20 protein-coding genes and 1 pseudogene are annotated in these 14,612 nt (G+C 64.3%); 1 reads left to right on the forward strand and 20 read right to left on the reverse strand.

Going from position 1 to position 14,612, the window contains the following annotated elements; genetic code table 11:
* Positions 1 to 200: 200 nt before the first annotated feature.
* From D0Z70_RS23485 to D0Z70_RS23520, 8 genes are all read right to left on the reverse strand, one after another.
* A complete protein-coding gene (locus D0Z70_RS23485; RefSeq protein WP_119750541.1) occupies positions 201 to 389 on the reverse strand; it encodes a hypothetical protein in 189 nt (62 codons plus the stop codon).
* Positions 390 to 421: 32 nt separating this feature from the next.
* Positions 422 to 745 (reverse strand): hypothetical protein, encoded by a 324-nt coding sequence (locus D0Z70_RS23490; protein WP_147418832.1) that lies wholly within the window; start codon positions 743 to 745, stop codon positions 422 to 424.
* The gene (locus D0Z70_RS23495) at positions 738 to 1,121 is read right to left on the reverse strand and encodes a DUF5983 family protein (RefSeq protein WP_119750545.1); all 384 of its coding nucleotides are present in this window, start codon (positions 1,119 to 1,121) and stop codon (positions 738 to 740) included. The genes D0Z70_RS23490 and D0Z70_RS23495 overlap by 8 nt, the downstream gene beginning before the upstream one ends.
* Positions 1,122 to 1,195: 74 nt before the next feature.
* Positions 1,196 to 3,025, reverse strand: coding sequence for an ATP-binding protein (locus D0Z70_RS23500; protein ID WP_239019112.1), 1,830 nt, complete (start codon positions 3,023 to 3,025; stop codon positions 1,196 to 1,198).
* A gap of 57 nt (positions 3,026 to 3,082) precedes the next feature.
* On the reverse strand, positions 3,083 to 3,283 hold the full coding sequence (locus D0Z70_RS23505; RefSeq protein WP_119750547.1) for a hypothetical protein: 201 nt from the start codon (positions 3,281 to 3,283) through the stop codon (positions 3,083 to 3,085).
* A gap of 52 nt (positions 3,284 to 3,335) precedes the next feature.
* Positions 3,336 to 3,983, reverse strand: a complete 648-nt coding sequence (locus tag D0Z70_RS23510; RefSeq protein WP_119750549.1) for a hypothetical protein — start codon at positions 3,981 to 3,983, stop codon at positions 3,336 to 3,338.
* A gap of 90 nt (positions 3,984 to 4,073) precedes the next feature.
* Complete coding sequence (locus D0Z70_RS23515; RefSeq protein ID WP_119750552.1) at positions 4,074 to 5,207, reverse strand: phosphoadenosine phosphosulfate reductase domain-containing protein; 1,134 nt, start codon at positions 5,205 to 5,207, stop codon at positions 4,074 to 4,076.
* Positions 5,208 to 5,228: 21 nt separating this feature from the next.
* Complete coding sequence (locus D0Z70_RS23520) at positions 5,229 to 5,705, reverse strand: hypothetical protein (RefSeq protein ID WP_119750554.1); 477 nt, start codon at positions 5,703 to 5,705, stop codon at positions 5,229 to 5,231.
* A gap of 210 nt (positions 5,706 to 5,915) precedes the next feature.
* Between D0Z70_RS23520 and D0Z70_RS23525 the strand changes: the two genes are divergently transcribed.
* On the forward strand, positions 5,916 to 6,107 hold the full coding sequence (locus tag D0Z70_RS23525; RefSeq protein WP_119750556.1) for a hypothetical protein: 192 nt from the start codon (positions 5,916 to 5,918) through the stop codon (positions 6,105 to 6,107).
* Between the two features lie 71 nt (positions 6,108 to 6,178).
* Here D0Z70_RS23525 and D0Z70_RS25590 read toward each other — a convergent pair whose 3' ends face one another.
* From D0Z70_RS25590 to D0Z70_RS23585, 12 genes and pseudogenes are all read right to left on the reverse strand, one after another.
* Positions 6,179 to 6,877 carry a DUF5983 family protein gene (locus D0Z70_RS25590; RefSeq protein WP_239019113.1) on the reverse strand — a complete coding sequence of 233 codons (699 nt, stop codon included), beginning with the start codon at positions 6,875 to 6,877 and terminating at the stop codon, positions 6,179 to 6,181.
* Positions 6,878 to 6,942: 65 nt separating this feature from the next.
* A complete protein-coding gene (locus D0Z70_RS23535; protein ID WP_119750558.1) occupies positions 6,943 to 7,815 on the reverse strand; it encodes a Mom family adenine methylcarbamoylation protein in 873 nt (290 codons plus the stop codon).
* A 54-nt stretch (positions 7,816 to 7,869) separates the two neighbouring features.
* The gene (locus tag D0Z70_RS23540) at positions 7,870 to 8,649 is read right to left on the reverse strand and encodes a PRTRC system ThiF family protein (protein WP_119750560.1); all 780 of its coding nucleotides are present in this window, start codon (positions 8,647 to 8,649) and stop codon (positions 7,870 to 7,872) included.
* Complete coding sequence (locus D0Z70_RS23545; RefSeq protein ID WP_182914098.1) at positions 8,639 to 9,298, reverse strand: PRTRC system protein A; 660 nt, start codon at positions 9,296 to 9,298, stop codon at positions 8,639 to 8,641. Before D0Z70_RS23545 ends, D0Z70_RS23540 begins: the two co-directional genes overlap by 11 nt.
* Positions 9,295 to 10,131 (reverse strand): PRTRC system protein B, encoded by an 837-nt coding sequence (locus D0Z70_RS23550; RefSeq protein WP_119750562.1) that lies wholly within the window; start codon positions 10,129 to 10,131, stop codon positions 9,295 to 9,297. The genes D0Z70_RS23545 and D0Z70_RS23550 overlap by 4 nt, the downstream gene beginning before the upstream one ends.
* Positions 10,118 to 10,984, reverse strand: a complete 867-nt coding sequence (locus D0Z70_RS23555; protein ID WP_239019114.1) for a hypothetical protein — start codon at positions 10,982 to 10,984, stop codon at positions 10,118 to 10,120. Before D0Z70_RS23555 ends, D0Z70_RS23550 begins: the two co-directional genes overlap by 14 nt.
* Before the next feature lie 94 nt (positions 10,985 to 11,078).
* Entirely contained in the window at positions 11,079 to 11,303 is a 225-nt protein-coding gene (locus D0Z70_RS23560; RefSeq protein ID WP_119750564.1) for a hypothetical protein, read from the reverse strand.
* 2 nt (positions 11,304 to 11,305) lie between these two features.
* Entirely contained in the window at positions 11,306 to 11,512 is a 207-nt protein-coding gene (locus tag D0Z70_RS23565; protein ID WP_119750566.1) for a PRTRC system protein C, read from the reverse strand.
* A gap of 44 nt (positions 11,513 to 11,556) precedes the next feature.
* Positions 11,557 to 11,982, reverse strand: a complete 426-nt coding sequence (locus D0Z70_RS23570; RefSeq protein WP_119750568.1) for a PRTRC system protein E — start codon at positions 11,980 to 11,982, stop codon at positions 11,557 to 11,559.
* Positions 11,983 to 12,015: 33 nt separating this feature from the next.
* Entirely contained in the window at positions 12,016 to 13,665 is a 1,650-nt protein-coding gene (locus tag D0Z70_RS23575; protein ID WP_119750570.1) for a PRTRC system ParB family protein, read from the reverse strand.
* 123 nt (positions 13,666 to 13,788) lie between these two features.
* Positions 13,789 to 14,055, reverse strand: a complete 267-nt coding sequence (locus D0Z70_RS23580; RefSeq protein WP_119750572.1) for a hypothetical protein — start codon at positions 14,053 to 14,055, stop codon at positions 13,789 to 13,791.
* Positions 14,056 to 14,116: 61 nt separating this feature from the next.
* A pseudogene (locus D0Z70_RS23585) lies at positions 14,117 to 14,612 on the reverse strand (hypothetical protein); the annotation flags it as partial.

Genomic DNA, 14,612 nt, shown 5'->3' on the forward strand with positions numbered 1-14,612 from the left:
CGATTCTCGGAGGCCACCGGCGAATCGAGAACCGATTCTGCGAATGAGATTAATGGTTCTCGACGGTCGCCGGACGCCGCCTGCAACCGTCAACGTCATATGAGCTTATCGATTCTCCACAGAGAGTGCCGTAGAATCGAGGCCCATGCCCCAGGCCGCCACGACGGGCTGGTTCCGGCTCAAGCCAGGGGCGCGGTCGCTCATGCCACCCATGCCAGTATCTGGTCCTCATCGGCGGGTCGCCGCGCGGTCACGCGAAAGGGCTGCAGGGGCATGCCGGTGCGAATGACGAACTGGTTGATCTGGGTTTCGCGCCGCAGCTGCGTGGCCACCGCATAGCATCGCTCGAAACTGGTCAGTCTGTGACGTAGGGGGGACAGCGCGGACATGGTCGGCTCCTGTGGCGAATCTCGTAGAACGGTCAGGCGTTCGGGTAACGGGCGCGCCATGCGAGAAACCGCTGGAGCGGTTGCGGCGCGTCCAACGTTGGCGAAGGCGCAAAATGGCGGTCGGCTAGTTTCTCCCAGGTGCGCAGTGAGAAGGCAGCGCCGGATATGGCGTGCATCGGTGGCTGATCGGTTTGAAGGTCGTTGCGCGCCGGGCATGGGTCGGCGTCGGGATCGAATTCGAGGATGGCCGCGATCAGCAATTCCTCGTCGCTCAACGCGATTTCGAAAGTTGTGAGCGCGTGCGGGTTGGCATTTTCGTCACGCGATGCGTGAGAAGGCATTGATCGTTCACGCATCGTCGCGTCCCTGTTTGCGGAGAGGTTGATCGAAGGTGCCGCAAGGGGTTCGGCGGGAGTCATCGTCGAAGGTCGGAAATTCACTGGAGGGCGGCTCGTCGCAGTCGAAAGAGATCCAGGTGGCGCCGGCATCGTGGGCATGCGCGAGCAATCGCCAGAGTTCCGGCGACAGCGTGTCCGGCCGCTCGAGATGGTCATCAAGGACGCCGAGATGGACGAAGAAGCCATATTGGTGTGGCTCGATCGACAGATCGGTATGCTCAACGATTATCCGCCCCCGGCGTCGCGGCGACCGGGCGATCAGTGCGTCGATCGCGATGCGTTCTTGAACCGGCAGATGGGCGGTAGAGCAGATGCAGCTATGGACGCGGCGCATAGCCCCTCCATGGTGAGATGTGTTGGAATCGCGTGTGGTGGCCGCTCGTGGCCGAGTGCAAAGGGGTCGCCGCGTCAGCCGGTGGTTTCTCGGGGGACGATCGACAGCGTCATGGTGCCAGCGCCGGCGATCAAATTGATCGACCTGCCATCGGGGATGAGCCACATGACCTCGTCCTCGATTGCATCGCGGATGCGTTCGAGGAGTGCCTGTTCTTCGCCGAGGAGTATCTCGCAGGCGATCTGACGGGCGGTCTTCTCGAACGCGCGATGCTGGGTATCCCAGCTGTCGCTGTCATGGTCCTCGTCATAGCTGAAGCAAGATGCCTCGATCAGCCAGGCCAGCGTGCCGGGGGTGATCGTAGCGGACCGGCTGACCAGGATGACCGCTTCGTCAAGACTGCCATAGCCGTCGTTCCGGCAGACCAGCGCCTCCAACGGAAGGCTGTGCCGTTCGTTATTGCAGGGGGCGTCGGGTAGTTCGATGGTGATATCCAGCGTGATCGCCTCGACGCGACCGGACGCGACGTCAGCGGGCAGCACATCTTCGTCGGCGTAGCGCACCGACCGACCCTCGGTGCCGATGGTGAAGGCGATATCGGTGACCCGCGGTAACGCGTCATACCAGCGATAGCCCGCCAGAGCGTTCATCGCTCGCACGGGTCGGCGACCAAGCGGTCTGCCGAATGCAAGAGCCTGCGCTGCGCCCTGATCGATATCGGGGTCGTAGCTGTCCAAAAGCACCATGGGCTCGTTGGCGACGCGTTCGCCCGAGGGGATGCCGTGGCCGTCGGCAGTCTGTGGCTCCCAGGCGTTGAGCCAGGCGTCTGCCTCGGGCAGTTCGATGCCGAGTTCATCCGCGCGGCGCCATGTTTCATAGGATAATCGGTGGCCGTCACGACTGGCGAAGGCACGGAAGATCGCACGTTCTGCCGCAATCTTGAGCGCAACAAGCGCTTCGTTCTGCACCATTTCCTTGCGTGCCGGAAGCACGAGCTGGAGTGCTGGCGCATCGAGGATGTCGACTTTCACGCTCCACGGTTCGTGATGATCGACCTCGGAGACGATGGGGAAGTCACAACCAACCGTCAGGCCATGAAAATTGATGCGCGGGCAATCCAGTGGTCGATTGCCGAGCCCGCGGAACACGCCGATGCGGCATCCATCGCAATCTTCGGCATAGATCGCCTCTGCAAGAAAATCGGCGCGGGGCTGCGCGTGGCCGCGCAGGAACACGGGGATTGGACAATGCAGGGAGCAATGCGCGACGGCATGGTCCAGCGTGGTTTCCCAGTTCTCCGGCAGATCGATCAGAATTTCGGTGCCCATGACGATCTCGAAGGGTTCAATCGTGAGCGGCGAGCCGGTTTGCCAGGCATCTGGTGTGATCACGACGCGCCAGCCGTGCCCCGCTGATGCCGAAAAAGATCTGACCTCGACGCGGTGGCCAGCCAGGCTGAAAACGCCCATGCCGGCTGGGTCCTCGCGATCAGCGATGGCGCTATTCCAGCCGGAGTCACCGAGCGTCACGAGTTTGGTGGGATCGTCGATCCCCGAACCGTCGTCGCGAACAATGAGCGTCGGATGGCCGGCGAGGTCGTAGGTGTCGATGTCGATACGGCTGGCGCCGGCACGACGGGCGTTCTGCAATAGCTCGGTCAGGACATCGGACAGGCTTCCGTTGAACAGCCTTGAAACCTTGTGGACCAAAGATTGGCCGACGCCGGTCTGGATGGTGGTTGGGAGGGTCATGGGCGCGCTCCAGTTGGACAACGGACCGATTCCGCCGTCTCCCCCGACGATCGCCTCCTTCCTCCCATCGCCGTGATTGAGCCGATCCGGGTTATCAGGCGGAGCGGACTGGCGCTGGACGTCGCGTGGCGCCGCTGTGTTCACGAGGGTCATCGGCGGCAATAGCCCGCAAGGCGGTGATATTGATGAAACGGACCCCAATGCGACCGCTCAGCTGCAGCGCGGAGCTTCAGGTACATCGTTGATCGGACGTTCGACGATTGTCGCGTCGGTTTCGCAATCATCGCAGAAGGCAGCGTCAAAGACATTCCCCAAGACCCAGGCCTGGGCGATGTCGTCCCAGGTCGCCCACGCGTCGCGCATGACATTTTCGCCGCCGCAATTGCTGCAGCGTATGGTAATCTTGGTCATGATATCCTCCAGGTGAAAATTGCATGGGCATTGAATACAGCGCGCGTGCTCTTCAGGCGAAGAGGCGGGCAGGCTCAGCCGATGGCGCGGAAAGGTGCAGTTCGCGTCGAATGCGCGCGGCGAACCGGTCCGGCTGGACGAACTCGTGGGCCGAGGCCCAGTGATTGCGGTCGCCGATATGATCATGGCGTCCGGCAACGCGCCGGAACAGGACCTCCTGCCCGGGACCCATACAGCCAAGGCTCAGGCGAACATGTAGTTCGGCGCCCTGCAGCATCACGTCGCCACTGACGGCGATGCCGCCATGGTTTGAGCGAACATCATAGCTGTCCCGGGCGAGCCCGAGCGCCTCGGCAAGACGTTTCATTGCCTCGCGGCCGTCGCTGTGAAACAGTTTCTTGGCCGGCGCATCGTAGGCGACACCCTTATAGGCAAGGGCGACGAGGGCGGGATGGCGCTTCAATTCGGCGATGGAGTCCATGCAGGCGCGGCGCAGTTGCATACCGCCAGGCCCGATGCCTTCAGCAACGGTGCCAAGATGGCGGGCAAGTAGCAGGACCGCAGGATCGCTGTCCCGGGGTTTGCCGGCATTGCGGCAATCATCGATCGCGGCGGTCAGTGCGTGCAGGCAGGCCTGCAGCGTGGTCAGCGCGGAAGGATCGAGCGCCTGGTTGAAGCGGAAGGCGACATCATAAGACATGGGGGTCTCCGACTGCAAAGCGCATCGTCGCGCCGTCCATGCCACGCCCCCTTTCCTCCTGGCCGACGGCTGGCCGCCGATACGTGACGGTTAGTGTGTTCGCGTCTCCTTGGCGTGGAGGAGTTCGGCAAAGCGTCGCTGAACCGCCAGGGCGTTGGGATAGCGGTCGTCAAGACCGTGGCGTGCCAATATCGGCGCGCGAGCGGCGGCAATCATGGTGGCTTCCGTCAGCGACGGCAGCCGCGGCGGCCAACCTTTGACGAACCTTAGGCCAGGCCGCATGGCGTGTTCGATCCGTCGCCGTTCCACCGCATCTCGTTTGGCGTGCTCGACGTGCGTCGCGAGCGACAGCGGAAGCAAATGCGGCGCGGCGTCGGCTAGCCAGCGTTGCGGCTGGAAGGAAAAGGTCGAGTCCGCCTCCATGGCGACAAGATGGCGATAAAGATCGAGATTGTCGGTCGCCTGCGTCGCTGCGTGGAGGTCGTGCGCGGATGCCAGAACGCAAAAGGCACAGGACAATCGGGTCGATTGGTAGCGACAATAGGCGTCGTGCAGCGGAAGATTGTGTCGTGCGTGATAGGCGAAGACTTCGGTCGCGGACCAGTCGACTCCGGGGTGCCAGCTGAGCATTCGGGTGCCAGCGGCATTCCCGACCCTGGCGAACCGCTCGTCGGATCGCGACACGGGCGTGGCGCGCCGGCTCGGGCTTTCGTCTCGGCGCACGCCGATGGCGGAGACGATCGTCTCGCCTTTGTAGCGCCGGGCGAGCGCGGGACCGATCACCTGTATTTTCAGTTCGCTGGTGCAAAATCTGAGCGAGGCCGAGGACCATGGTCCGATGAGATTGTACGTCGAAAGCGCTTCGTACCGGTTTTTGCCGGACGCGAAGCGTTGCTCCCATCGGTCGACCATGTCGCCCGCGCGCCGGCGTAGGATGAGGAGCGGGAGGCCCAGTTGCTGCGCAACCCCTTCGACGAAGGACGGCGTCGATCGCCACTCTGCTTTTCCCAGGTCGGCGTGGACGGCGATACGTCGGGTGCGGGGATGGCCGTGACGGTCGAGCCAGGCCATCGCGGCATGGCTTGTCGCCGTCGAGTCCTTGCCTCCGGAGAGATTGAAGACGAACCAAGCATTGCGGCGGACCGCATCGAAGATCGTCGCATCGGTAGCGACGTCGGGTTCTGCGACGTCCATGTGGCGGACGGCGATCATGGCGGTGCTCATTTCGCGTTCCGATGTGGTTGGTCAGGCGACGGCGACCAGAATATCGACCGCCTGGCGCAGGACAGCGTCGTCCGCGCCATTGATGATGACCGCGTCGGGATTGGTTGCGATGACCGCGCGGGTGACGATGGCGAGTGGCCGTTTGCGCAGCGGGTATTGAAAGACCTGGCCGCGCTCGATCGTCACGAGGTTCGTGCGCAACAGGCGCTTCAGACGACGATATTCGAGCTCATGGGCAAGGAGATTCCCAACCTCGGTCTCAAGATCGGGTTCGAAAGTGTGCCCATGGACCATGCGCACTGGACGATTGGTCTTGAGCCACGCGTTCACCTCCGATTCGGTCCATCGTCCGACCTGATGGTAGAAATCGCCTCCGCCATGGCCCTGGTTACGGGCGTGGAAGGCGAGCTTGCCATCGATCCAAATGTCGGCCGTGAAGGCACTCGTCTCCTGCGAGAGCGCGGCGCTGTAGGTGATATTGCGCAGTTCGATTTTCATGATGGAAACTCCAGGCGCACCTGTTCTGAGGAGCATCCCACACCTCCCGCTCCCCTTCGGGTCGATTGCGGTCTTTGGGATCGGCCGATTCCGACACGCACGCAGGGTCGACCAGATGCTATGATGGGTCCGCCGACTCAGCGTCGGCTGGATCGACTACGGCACGCTGAGCCCATCAGCCTGCGAGGATCGCGATGGAGCGAGGCTGCAATGCGTGAGTTGGACGAGGAAGAAAAATTGCTCCTGCGCCATCTGGATGCCGATATTTCAACCGGCGATCTGATCATCATCGTTCGTGATCTTGGAGAGGTTCTCCGTGCTCGGGGCCATGTGATCCAGGCCAACGTCGCTGAAATTGCCGCGGACCGGCTCCGATTGCTCAGCAGCCGCGAGCAAGATTGATATCTGAGGACGGAGATTTGAAGCTGCGTCAGGCGGGGCGCAATCTGCAGCTGGCGATCTCACCAACGTTCCTACCAGCTGTGAACCGGTAGCCCGTCAGCGGTGCCGGCGTCACAATCAAAGAGAATGTGGTCGAAACCGCGTTCCCGGCCAAAGCGAATGGCGGCAAGCAGTTCGGCGGGGAGTTGGTCTTGCGTCCCGGGATCGATCTGCCGGGTCGGCACGAACCAGCCATAAATGCTGCTGGCGATATTGAGCGGACGATCGGTTGCCTCTTTCGAACACCAATGGTCGAGCAGATCGGCGGTCGATGTTGAAAGATGCGCGGTGGCGAGGACGCAATACCAGCCGGTTTCGAGAAGGTACCCGGCCACTGGAGGCGATGCGCCGAGTTCGATCCGATCGGTCGAGAGATGCTCGTTTTCATGGATATCGAAATAGACGCTGGCGACGGCTTCGTCGTCGAGCGTGGCGGGATCGCGAGGGTCACTGATTTCGGTCCAGCCCTCGCGGCAATAGGCTGCGACTTCGGCCATAAGCCCCGCTCGCGTCAGCGCGACATAGTGATTCAGGCCATGCCGATGTTCGACCGAGGCGATGTGAATCTCCAGCGACCAAGGCATTGGCGATCCAGCGACGTGGGTTTCGGCGCTGGTCAGTGCTCCCAACAGGGCCGCGCGGTCGTGCTCGACAAGGCTGGCGGGGTCTTCGATGGCGCGACGCACGCGCGCCAGCAACCGGGCGAGATCGCGTTTCGACGTGTCGGTCATGGTAGTTCCTCATCGTATCGGGCGAGCAATCGCCGATTTCGGCCACGGGCGGTGCTCGGCTGAGGTCAGGCAGTCTCGGCAAAAAGCGGAGGAAGCGTCACGTCGCCTTCGAGCGCGCGCCGATCGAGGACAGGATATGCCAAATCGGGCACCTTGCGCGCCGCGAGCTTCGCCGCGCGGGTCAGTGGGAAGAGATAGGCGTGGCAGCCGGGATGGCGCTGTCGGCGAAGGAACCCGGTCCGTTCAAGATCGGTGAGCCAAGCGGCGCGATCTTCGTCAAATCCTGGTGGTCTGGCGCCGGCGCGAACAAGATCGTCCATGGCGTAGCGCTGTCCGCATTCCGCGTTGCGGATCTTGGAGACCGCGCGCGAGGAGATTGGGCGGCCGTTCGGCAGGATGAGATCGGTGCGCGGGCTTGAGCGCCCGACGTATCGGCTTCCCATGACCGCATAGAGTCCACCCACATGACCCGGCAGGAACACGTGCCCGCCCTCGTCAATTCTCCGGACGGGGTCGGCGTAGGATATGACGGAAAGAATCTCCGGTTTCTCGCGGCGCAGGATGCGGAAAGCGCGGGATACGAGGAAAGATTCAGCGTTGCCGCCCTGACTTTGGTCGATCACGAGCCGGCCGAGATCACAGGCGGTGCGAGGATTGGACAGCCCTGCCGTCTTGGGGACGCTCGCATTGTTCACCGGGTGCGAGAAGACGCAGACCCCGACAAGCTCCGATCGGCCACCCTTGCCATTGGCGAAAAGGCCAATCGAGAGGCGAGCGACGGGCATGGATGCGGCATAATGGTGCGCTTTGACGAAAGGTGCCGCGTGCAAGCGCGTGTCGATGACGTCGACGGAAAGGCGCGCGGGATCGATTTCGCTGGCATTCGGGATCCAGCGGCAGCGGCGGTCGCGCCACCGCTGCGTGCGGGTGGTGAGCATCGGGCGATCTCCTGGATGATCACCGTCTGCGCCCCCCTTCCCTCTCTTGAGCCATCATTGATCGGCGCGAGGGTTTGGAGGTTCGACCGAGGGCAGCGGGATTGGGACGGCTTGACCGCTAGCCAGATTGAGGAAGGCACCGGCGTGGCCGATGGAACCGCGTCCGAGAAGATCGAATAACAGCGCCAGCGCGTGGCTGGCGAGGACCCGGTTGACGAACAGGGACTGGCGTTCGAGCGCCTCTGCAACCGAGCAGGACGGTGCATCGTCGTCGGCCACGCTCTCGTCGGCAAGTTCCGGAAAGGCCTCGAGCACGGTGGAAAGTCGGCCGGATTGTTCGTCGGTGCGCGACGGACAGCCGATCAGAAATTGCCCGTCGCTGGCGCGGTTTCCGAGATCCATCCAGTAAGCAGGCGTCGCCTTGCCATTCGCGATCGCTGTGCCAAGCGCTCGCCGTGCGGAGGCGGTATCGACACAACTGATCAGGAGATCGATGCCTTCGAGCCCTATTGCACCAGGCGCGCGGCCATGAACCGCCCTCCAGTCAAGTCCGTGCGCGAGGTTGATCCGTTCGGCGAGTGTGCGCACCTTTGAGTTGCCGATGTCGCACCGGTAGAATGGCTGGCGGCCGAGATTCGCCTCGGTGACGATATCGTCGTCGACCACAGTGACGTCGAGCGAACGCGAGGAGATCGCGCGCAGCGCCGTATCGAGTGAGGCGAGACCCATCAGCATTTGCCCGCCATTTCCGCCGCAACCGACCAGCAGGATGCGGATTGAGCGATTGTCGAAGGTGGCGGGCAGATAGTGGCGCTGCCTGGTCTCAGTTTGCATGGGACTCTCCTGCAAATGGGCTGCGCGGCAGGGGCAGGAACATGCCGCCGGCGCAGAGGCGGGATGCCATTATCGGACCGTCGGGCTGGTCGAGCCGGCCGAAAACGAGCGATATCTTGGTCGCATGGGCGTCGTCGGCATTGTCGGTCGTGCTGAAGAATGACGAGCCACGACCATGGCTATGGATATCGCAGACCATGTGCCAGTCGGCCGGCAAGGCCGGTGTGCGGTACACGAGGCGGGAGGGCGAGGCCTCGTCGATGTCCGGCAGATTTACCGTGAACGCCCCCGTCGCCTCGTTCCAGAGCACGAACGCTGCGGCCTCGTTGGGCAGCGCCGCGCGGAAGTGGTCGAGGATCGCGTCGAGATGCTCGCGTGGGATAAGGCCGCAGCGCAGGTCGGCCCTCGGCGCGCCGATGCTACCATAGGGAAGATAGGCGGCGATCGGCGGCGTGATAGGCACATCGAGCGCGAGCCAGGGGCGGCGGAGGATGAGCATCACGCCGTCGGCTCCTACGGCAAGGCCGTGGCCGGACCGGGCGCTGCGAAGCGCTTCGAGGGCGGACGATTTCCCAAGCGGCGGGACCGGATGGCAGGGCACGGCGGCGAGCACCGCGGCTGCGGTCGGATCATCGGCGAGCATCGTCATACCCGTGCGCTCATGGAAATGAGACTTGCCACGGTTATCTTGGCCGCGACTGCGTCTTTCGCCTGTGACCGATTCTGCCGTCCACCACGCGAACCGAACGGCTTGAGACGGCTGACCGGAAAGCGGGTCGCCCGGCGTGCGGCAAGGTCATCCCATAGCCGGACGAGGCCGCCTTTGCAGCTGACCGTCAGCTCCTGCCCCGGATTGGGGTGGGTCGACCAGGAGTCGAACACCGCGCTCTCATAGGCCGGGATGGATGCGGCGCTGAGTGCTTTGGGCTTCGGGATGTTGCCCCAGCAGAGGCGCCCGTTGACGAAGACATTGAGGACCGGGGAGTGCAGGACTGGCGTAGCGGCGTTCGGACGCTCGTTTGCCGCCAGAGCGTAGACGCCGAGACCCGACCGTGTGGCGATGAACAGATGTGCGGGATACGGGACCGGCAGGGTTGTTCGAGCGGATAACGCCCTGAGGCCCGCGGGAGGAGCCGACAGGGCGAAATAGGCCGGGCGCACTTGTGCGGGGCTCCACCAGGCGAGCATGTCGGGATGAGCGACCAGGATATTTTCCGGCAGGATTTCGGGCACGACGGTGCGGCCGAGCGCCTCGGTCCATTGGCGCAGATGCGCGCGTGACAGCGGCACGCCCGCGGCGATCGTCGGCTGGCCGTCGCCATCGTGCTCGACCGCGTGAATGCTGGCGAACGCCGGACCGCTCTCGGAGGAGGCGCCGTAGGGCTTGAGATTGCGTGGTGCCTGGTTCCTGTAGAGCAGGATGGCATTGGTCAGGACCAGGCCACCGCCGCTGGCCTCGAACTGGGTGCTATGGTCGGACATGAGAGCCTCGAGGTTTGGGTGGGTCGAACTGGACGAGGTCCTGGGCTGCGAGAAGGAATTGCGCGCCGAGCCGCAGCGAGACGAACCAGTCGTCGATACGGCTTGCGTCGGGCAGCGGGCAGATGCCGGCGAGGTCCAAGAAGCCCATTTCCATGCCCTGGCGCCCGACGTCGTCGAGCTCGCGCGTGAACTGGTCGAAGGGAACGAGGGTCAACGGCGGCAATGAGGCGCATTCCTCGATACCGGGAAGATATTCGGAGGCGACCTGGAAGTCGAAGTGCCAGGCGTTGCGTGCGGGCGTCAGGGATCCGAGGGCCTGGTGCGCTTTGCGGAGGTCGGCGAGCTTTCGGCGGAGAGCCGCCGGCAGCCGCGCAGAGGGCGCCGCATTCGCCGCGATCATCCAGTCTGGCCGCCGCGCGTTCATCTCGGATGGCAGCGTCATCCCGTCGAGATCGTCCTCGTCCGCGCCGTGATATGCGATCAGGCACTGCCGGGCGGCTTCGTCGTCGGTTGCGCCTTCCCAGTAATACATCGCGATCTCGTCGAAGAGATCCTGGTAGCCGAAGACGGGAAGCGCTCGGCCGAGGGTGTGCTCGAGCGCCCTATATGCGGCAGCGCGCCAGCCGATGGGGGCATCGCTGGTCTCGATCCAGCCAAGGTCGAGTTGCCCCATGCTCTCGCAGACGATGGCGATCGCGGAGGGTCCATCCTCCTCGCTGTGAAGAACGGCGACGCGTAGATCGACGAGTTCGACGGGAGCCAGAATTTCGAGCACCGCGGCGTCGAAAGTGCGCTCGATGTACCGGCGGGCCGCCACACGCGTATAGGATGGCGTCGAGTTCTCCCGCGACACGACCCATCGACCGATGAGCTTGTGATGCGGCGCGAGCGGGGCATCGAAGATGGTTGGGATGTCGGTTGAGAGCGCGACGGTGCGTCCTGCAAGCTCAGCCCAAGGGCGGAAGGGGAAGACCTGCAGGGGGCTGGAGCGGCTCGCGGGCGTCGCCCTTGCCGTCGTTCGGGTCGTGGACGATCCGCGCGTGAAGGGCCTGGGCCTGCGGGGTGCAGGCAGGATAGGTGAAGCTGGTCGTGTCGCCATCGTCGGTCTCGATCCATTCGAGGAGCGTCTTGGGGATGGTGGGCGGGATGGCCTCGCCAGGCCTTCGGTACATGGTCAGCCCTTGGTCCCGACGGCGCGCCTGTATTCGATGACGTGAGCCGCGCCCGACACGCCGGCATCGACCGTCTCGGCGTTGAGGATCGCCGGGTAGAGCGTGGCATGATAGGCGCGGAGCGCAGTCGGGTCGTTTGCGAGATGCGGCGGGACCGGGAGGTCCATGCCGTCATAACGATACGCGCGGGTGAGGTGGTTGATCTGCATGGGTGCCTCCGGCTGATGATCGTGGAGAAGGTCGCGGCGGTGCATCACCAGAGGCTGGCGGGCTCCTCGGCCGTGGCGTCGGCGGGCGGATTGGCGGGAGCGTCAACCTTCGCGCCGGCGGTGGCGGGCTTCGGCGTCGGCGTCGCCGCCTTGGCCTTCGCGGCCTCGGCAGCCGCAGTGCGCGCGGCGTCGGCCGCCTGCCGCTGCTCGGCGAGCTGATCGGCGAGTGCCTTGCGGGCCGCGATGAGCTGGCCGAGTGCGCCGTCCTCGCCCTTGGCGAGTTCGACGTCGATGTCCGCGGCGCTCGCCGTGAGTGAGATCGGGCGGGTTTCGCCGGATTCGAGCTTGTCGGCCGCGCCTTCATGCCTGCGGGGAATGACGGTGAGGGTGACGGTGTCGTCGGGGCCGGCGACGAGATCGAAGCCGAGCGAGTAGCGCGCGAGCAGCGGGAGCAGGGTCGTGATCAGCATGGACGCGTTTCCTTGTTTGGAGCGTACGGGAAATCAGGCAGCGAGTTCGGTGATCGGCGCTTGGGCGAGCGGTGCGGCGCTGACCGGGGGCGGCCCGTATTGGCCGTCGAGGGTCATCGCGCTGGGCAGGCGCCCGGCCCATTCGAAGCCGGTTCGATTGAGCATGCCGGCGACAAGATCCGCCTTCTTGGAGCCGAGGAGCTTGGCGAACGCTTTCTCGCCCATGTGCGAGACCAGGCCGGTTTCCTGAGCGATGAACCTGAGTTCGTCCTTGGTGTACCGCTCCAGGAATGCCTTATCGACCTGCCAGACGTCGCGCAGATCGACGTCGAAGGCCCGGGCGAGATCGGCGACGTGCCCGAAGGTGAGCACATCCTTGGCATAGGCGGCACCGATCGCGGAAAGCACGGTCGCGGCTTGGCCTTCAGGCAGCGCGCGGATTTCGGCGATCTTGGCGCTGTAAGTAAGTTCCGGGAAGGACGCGCCGACGAGTAGGCCCGCGCGTCCCTTCAGGGTTTCGGCCTTGATTTGCGAGAGCGTCCCGGACATCGCTGCGACGAGGATGGCAATATGCGCCTGTGCGGCATTGGCCGCGAGCGCCCGGGCGAGCGCGGTTCGCCACGTCGCTTCGCGAAGATCGCTGGTACGGCTGGCGATGGACTTGACAGTGACGGTCGGCTTGTGCGCGGTCGAGACGCCGCTCACGGAAGGGGGCTGCGTCGGGGTCGCCTGTGCGGACACGTGCGCCCCGGTCGTGCCGGGAGACGGAGCTTGCGGGTTCTCGGAATCGGCCCCGGTTTCGTCGATGGCATCGTCCTGCTCGTCATCCTCCGCGTCTTCGTCAGCGCCAGCGTCATCGTCATCGTCAGCCGGTGGAGCCGCGGCCCTTGCCGCTTTTTCGGCCCGCTCCTGCTCCTCGAAGCGGATCGCTTCGGCGGTTTGCGTCTTCAAATCGAAGCATCCGGGATTGGTGCAATGCCCGTCATCGACATGAGTCTCGAACAGAGTCCGCTGGGCGGCCGAGTTGAACGGGCAGGTCATGCACTCGGTCTTGTCGAAACAGGCGGCGCCGAGGTTCTGTGTGACGCGCATGAGGAGGTCGCGCGTTTTGTTCACATCGAGGCCCGAGCCGAGGATCGTCTCGAGGGCCTTGTCCTGCTTGTCGGCGGGGATGGCGGCGAGCAGCTCGGCATGGCCGACCTTGATCCGGCGTTCGTCGAGCGCGAGCTTCACGGCGTCGGAAAGTTCGGCGAGCGCCAGACGACGATCGAGCTTGGCCCGGGACCATCCGAGACGCCGTGCCGCCTCGGCGCGATCGTTCTGGCAGGCCGCGAGGTAGCGGACGGCGGCATCGGCCTGCTCGGTTTCCGAAGGATCATCGCGGTCGTCATTTTCAGCGATCGCGGCGTCCAGGGCCTCCTGATCGGTCATCTCGCGGATGATGACAGGCACGTGCGCCTCGGGGCCGTAGGCTTCGAGGCCGGCCCTGTAGCGGCGTTCGCCGGCGACGATGGCATAGACCTCGCCCTTCGGTCGCAGCAGGATTGGCTGCAGGATTCCGCGGAGGCGGATCGAGGCTACAAGCTCGTCATGCTTTTTCCGATCGAAATAACGGCGGGGGTTGTCCCCCTTCGTGATGAGGGAGAGCGGCAGCGTGGAGCGGGTTGAATCTGGTGTGTTCAAGGCTGATCTCCTCTGGGAATGTGGCAGGGCCGTGGTTCGGGTCGCGCGTCCTCATTTCGACGCGCCCGATCCCGCTCCCTCCCCCTCATCTTCATGGCGGCTTGTCGCCGACGCCCGCGGCGGTCAGACTGGTGTCGGTCCGCCGCCGGATGCGGGCGGCGGCCCGGGATCATCTGAATCGGGCGACGTGATCTCGATCGTGCGGCTGAGATCGGGCACCCGTTCGTCATGGTAGACGCTATGGTCGGCCAGGCCTTCGGCGGCCGCCTGGGGATCGTGGCCTTCGGGAAGGTCGATGATGAAGGTCTCGACGGCAAAGCATTCGCCGTCGGAGAAGAATTGGACGCATATGCGGAACGCGCGCGTCGACGTCGCCGAAACCTCGGTCATGGCTGGGCCTCCAGATAGCTAAAGGGAGAAAAGGCGCCGGGCGCGCCCGGCACCGCTCGGTTCAATTGGCGCGTTCGAGCAGTTTCCGCGCCTTGCCCTCGAACTCGAGGCGATCGTTCTGATGCGTCTTTCCGCGCGCGACGGCGGTGATCCCCTGGACGAAGTCGTAGAGCGAGGCTGCCGGATGGCCTTCCTCGTCCAACACCGTCGCGATGATCTTCGCGGTGTCCGACTTGGAGAAGCCACGCTTGCGGAGGAACGCCTCGCGATCGTCATCCTTGCGGGCGACGATACGTTCGCGTGCTGCGCGGATGCCCTGCACGAAGGTCAACGGAGATGAGTCGGCGAAGGTCTCGAGCGCCGGCGCTGCCTCATGGGCGAATCGATTGGCCGCGAATTTGGAATGGCGGATGGAGATTTCCTCGAAATTCTCTACGCCGTCGGGTAGGGGCGAGGGTTCCCGGTGGGATTGTCCTCTACCCCTCCCACGGAACCGGACTTGATAGTTTCCCATCATCCGGCTCCTACGCTTGCACCATACGATCCAGCCGTTCCTG

This window comes from Sphingobium terrigena, from assembly GCF_003591655.1.
GTDB lineage: Bacteria > Pseudomonadota > Alphaproteobacteria > Sphingomonadales > Sphingomonadaceae > Sphingobium > Sphingobium terrigena.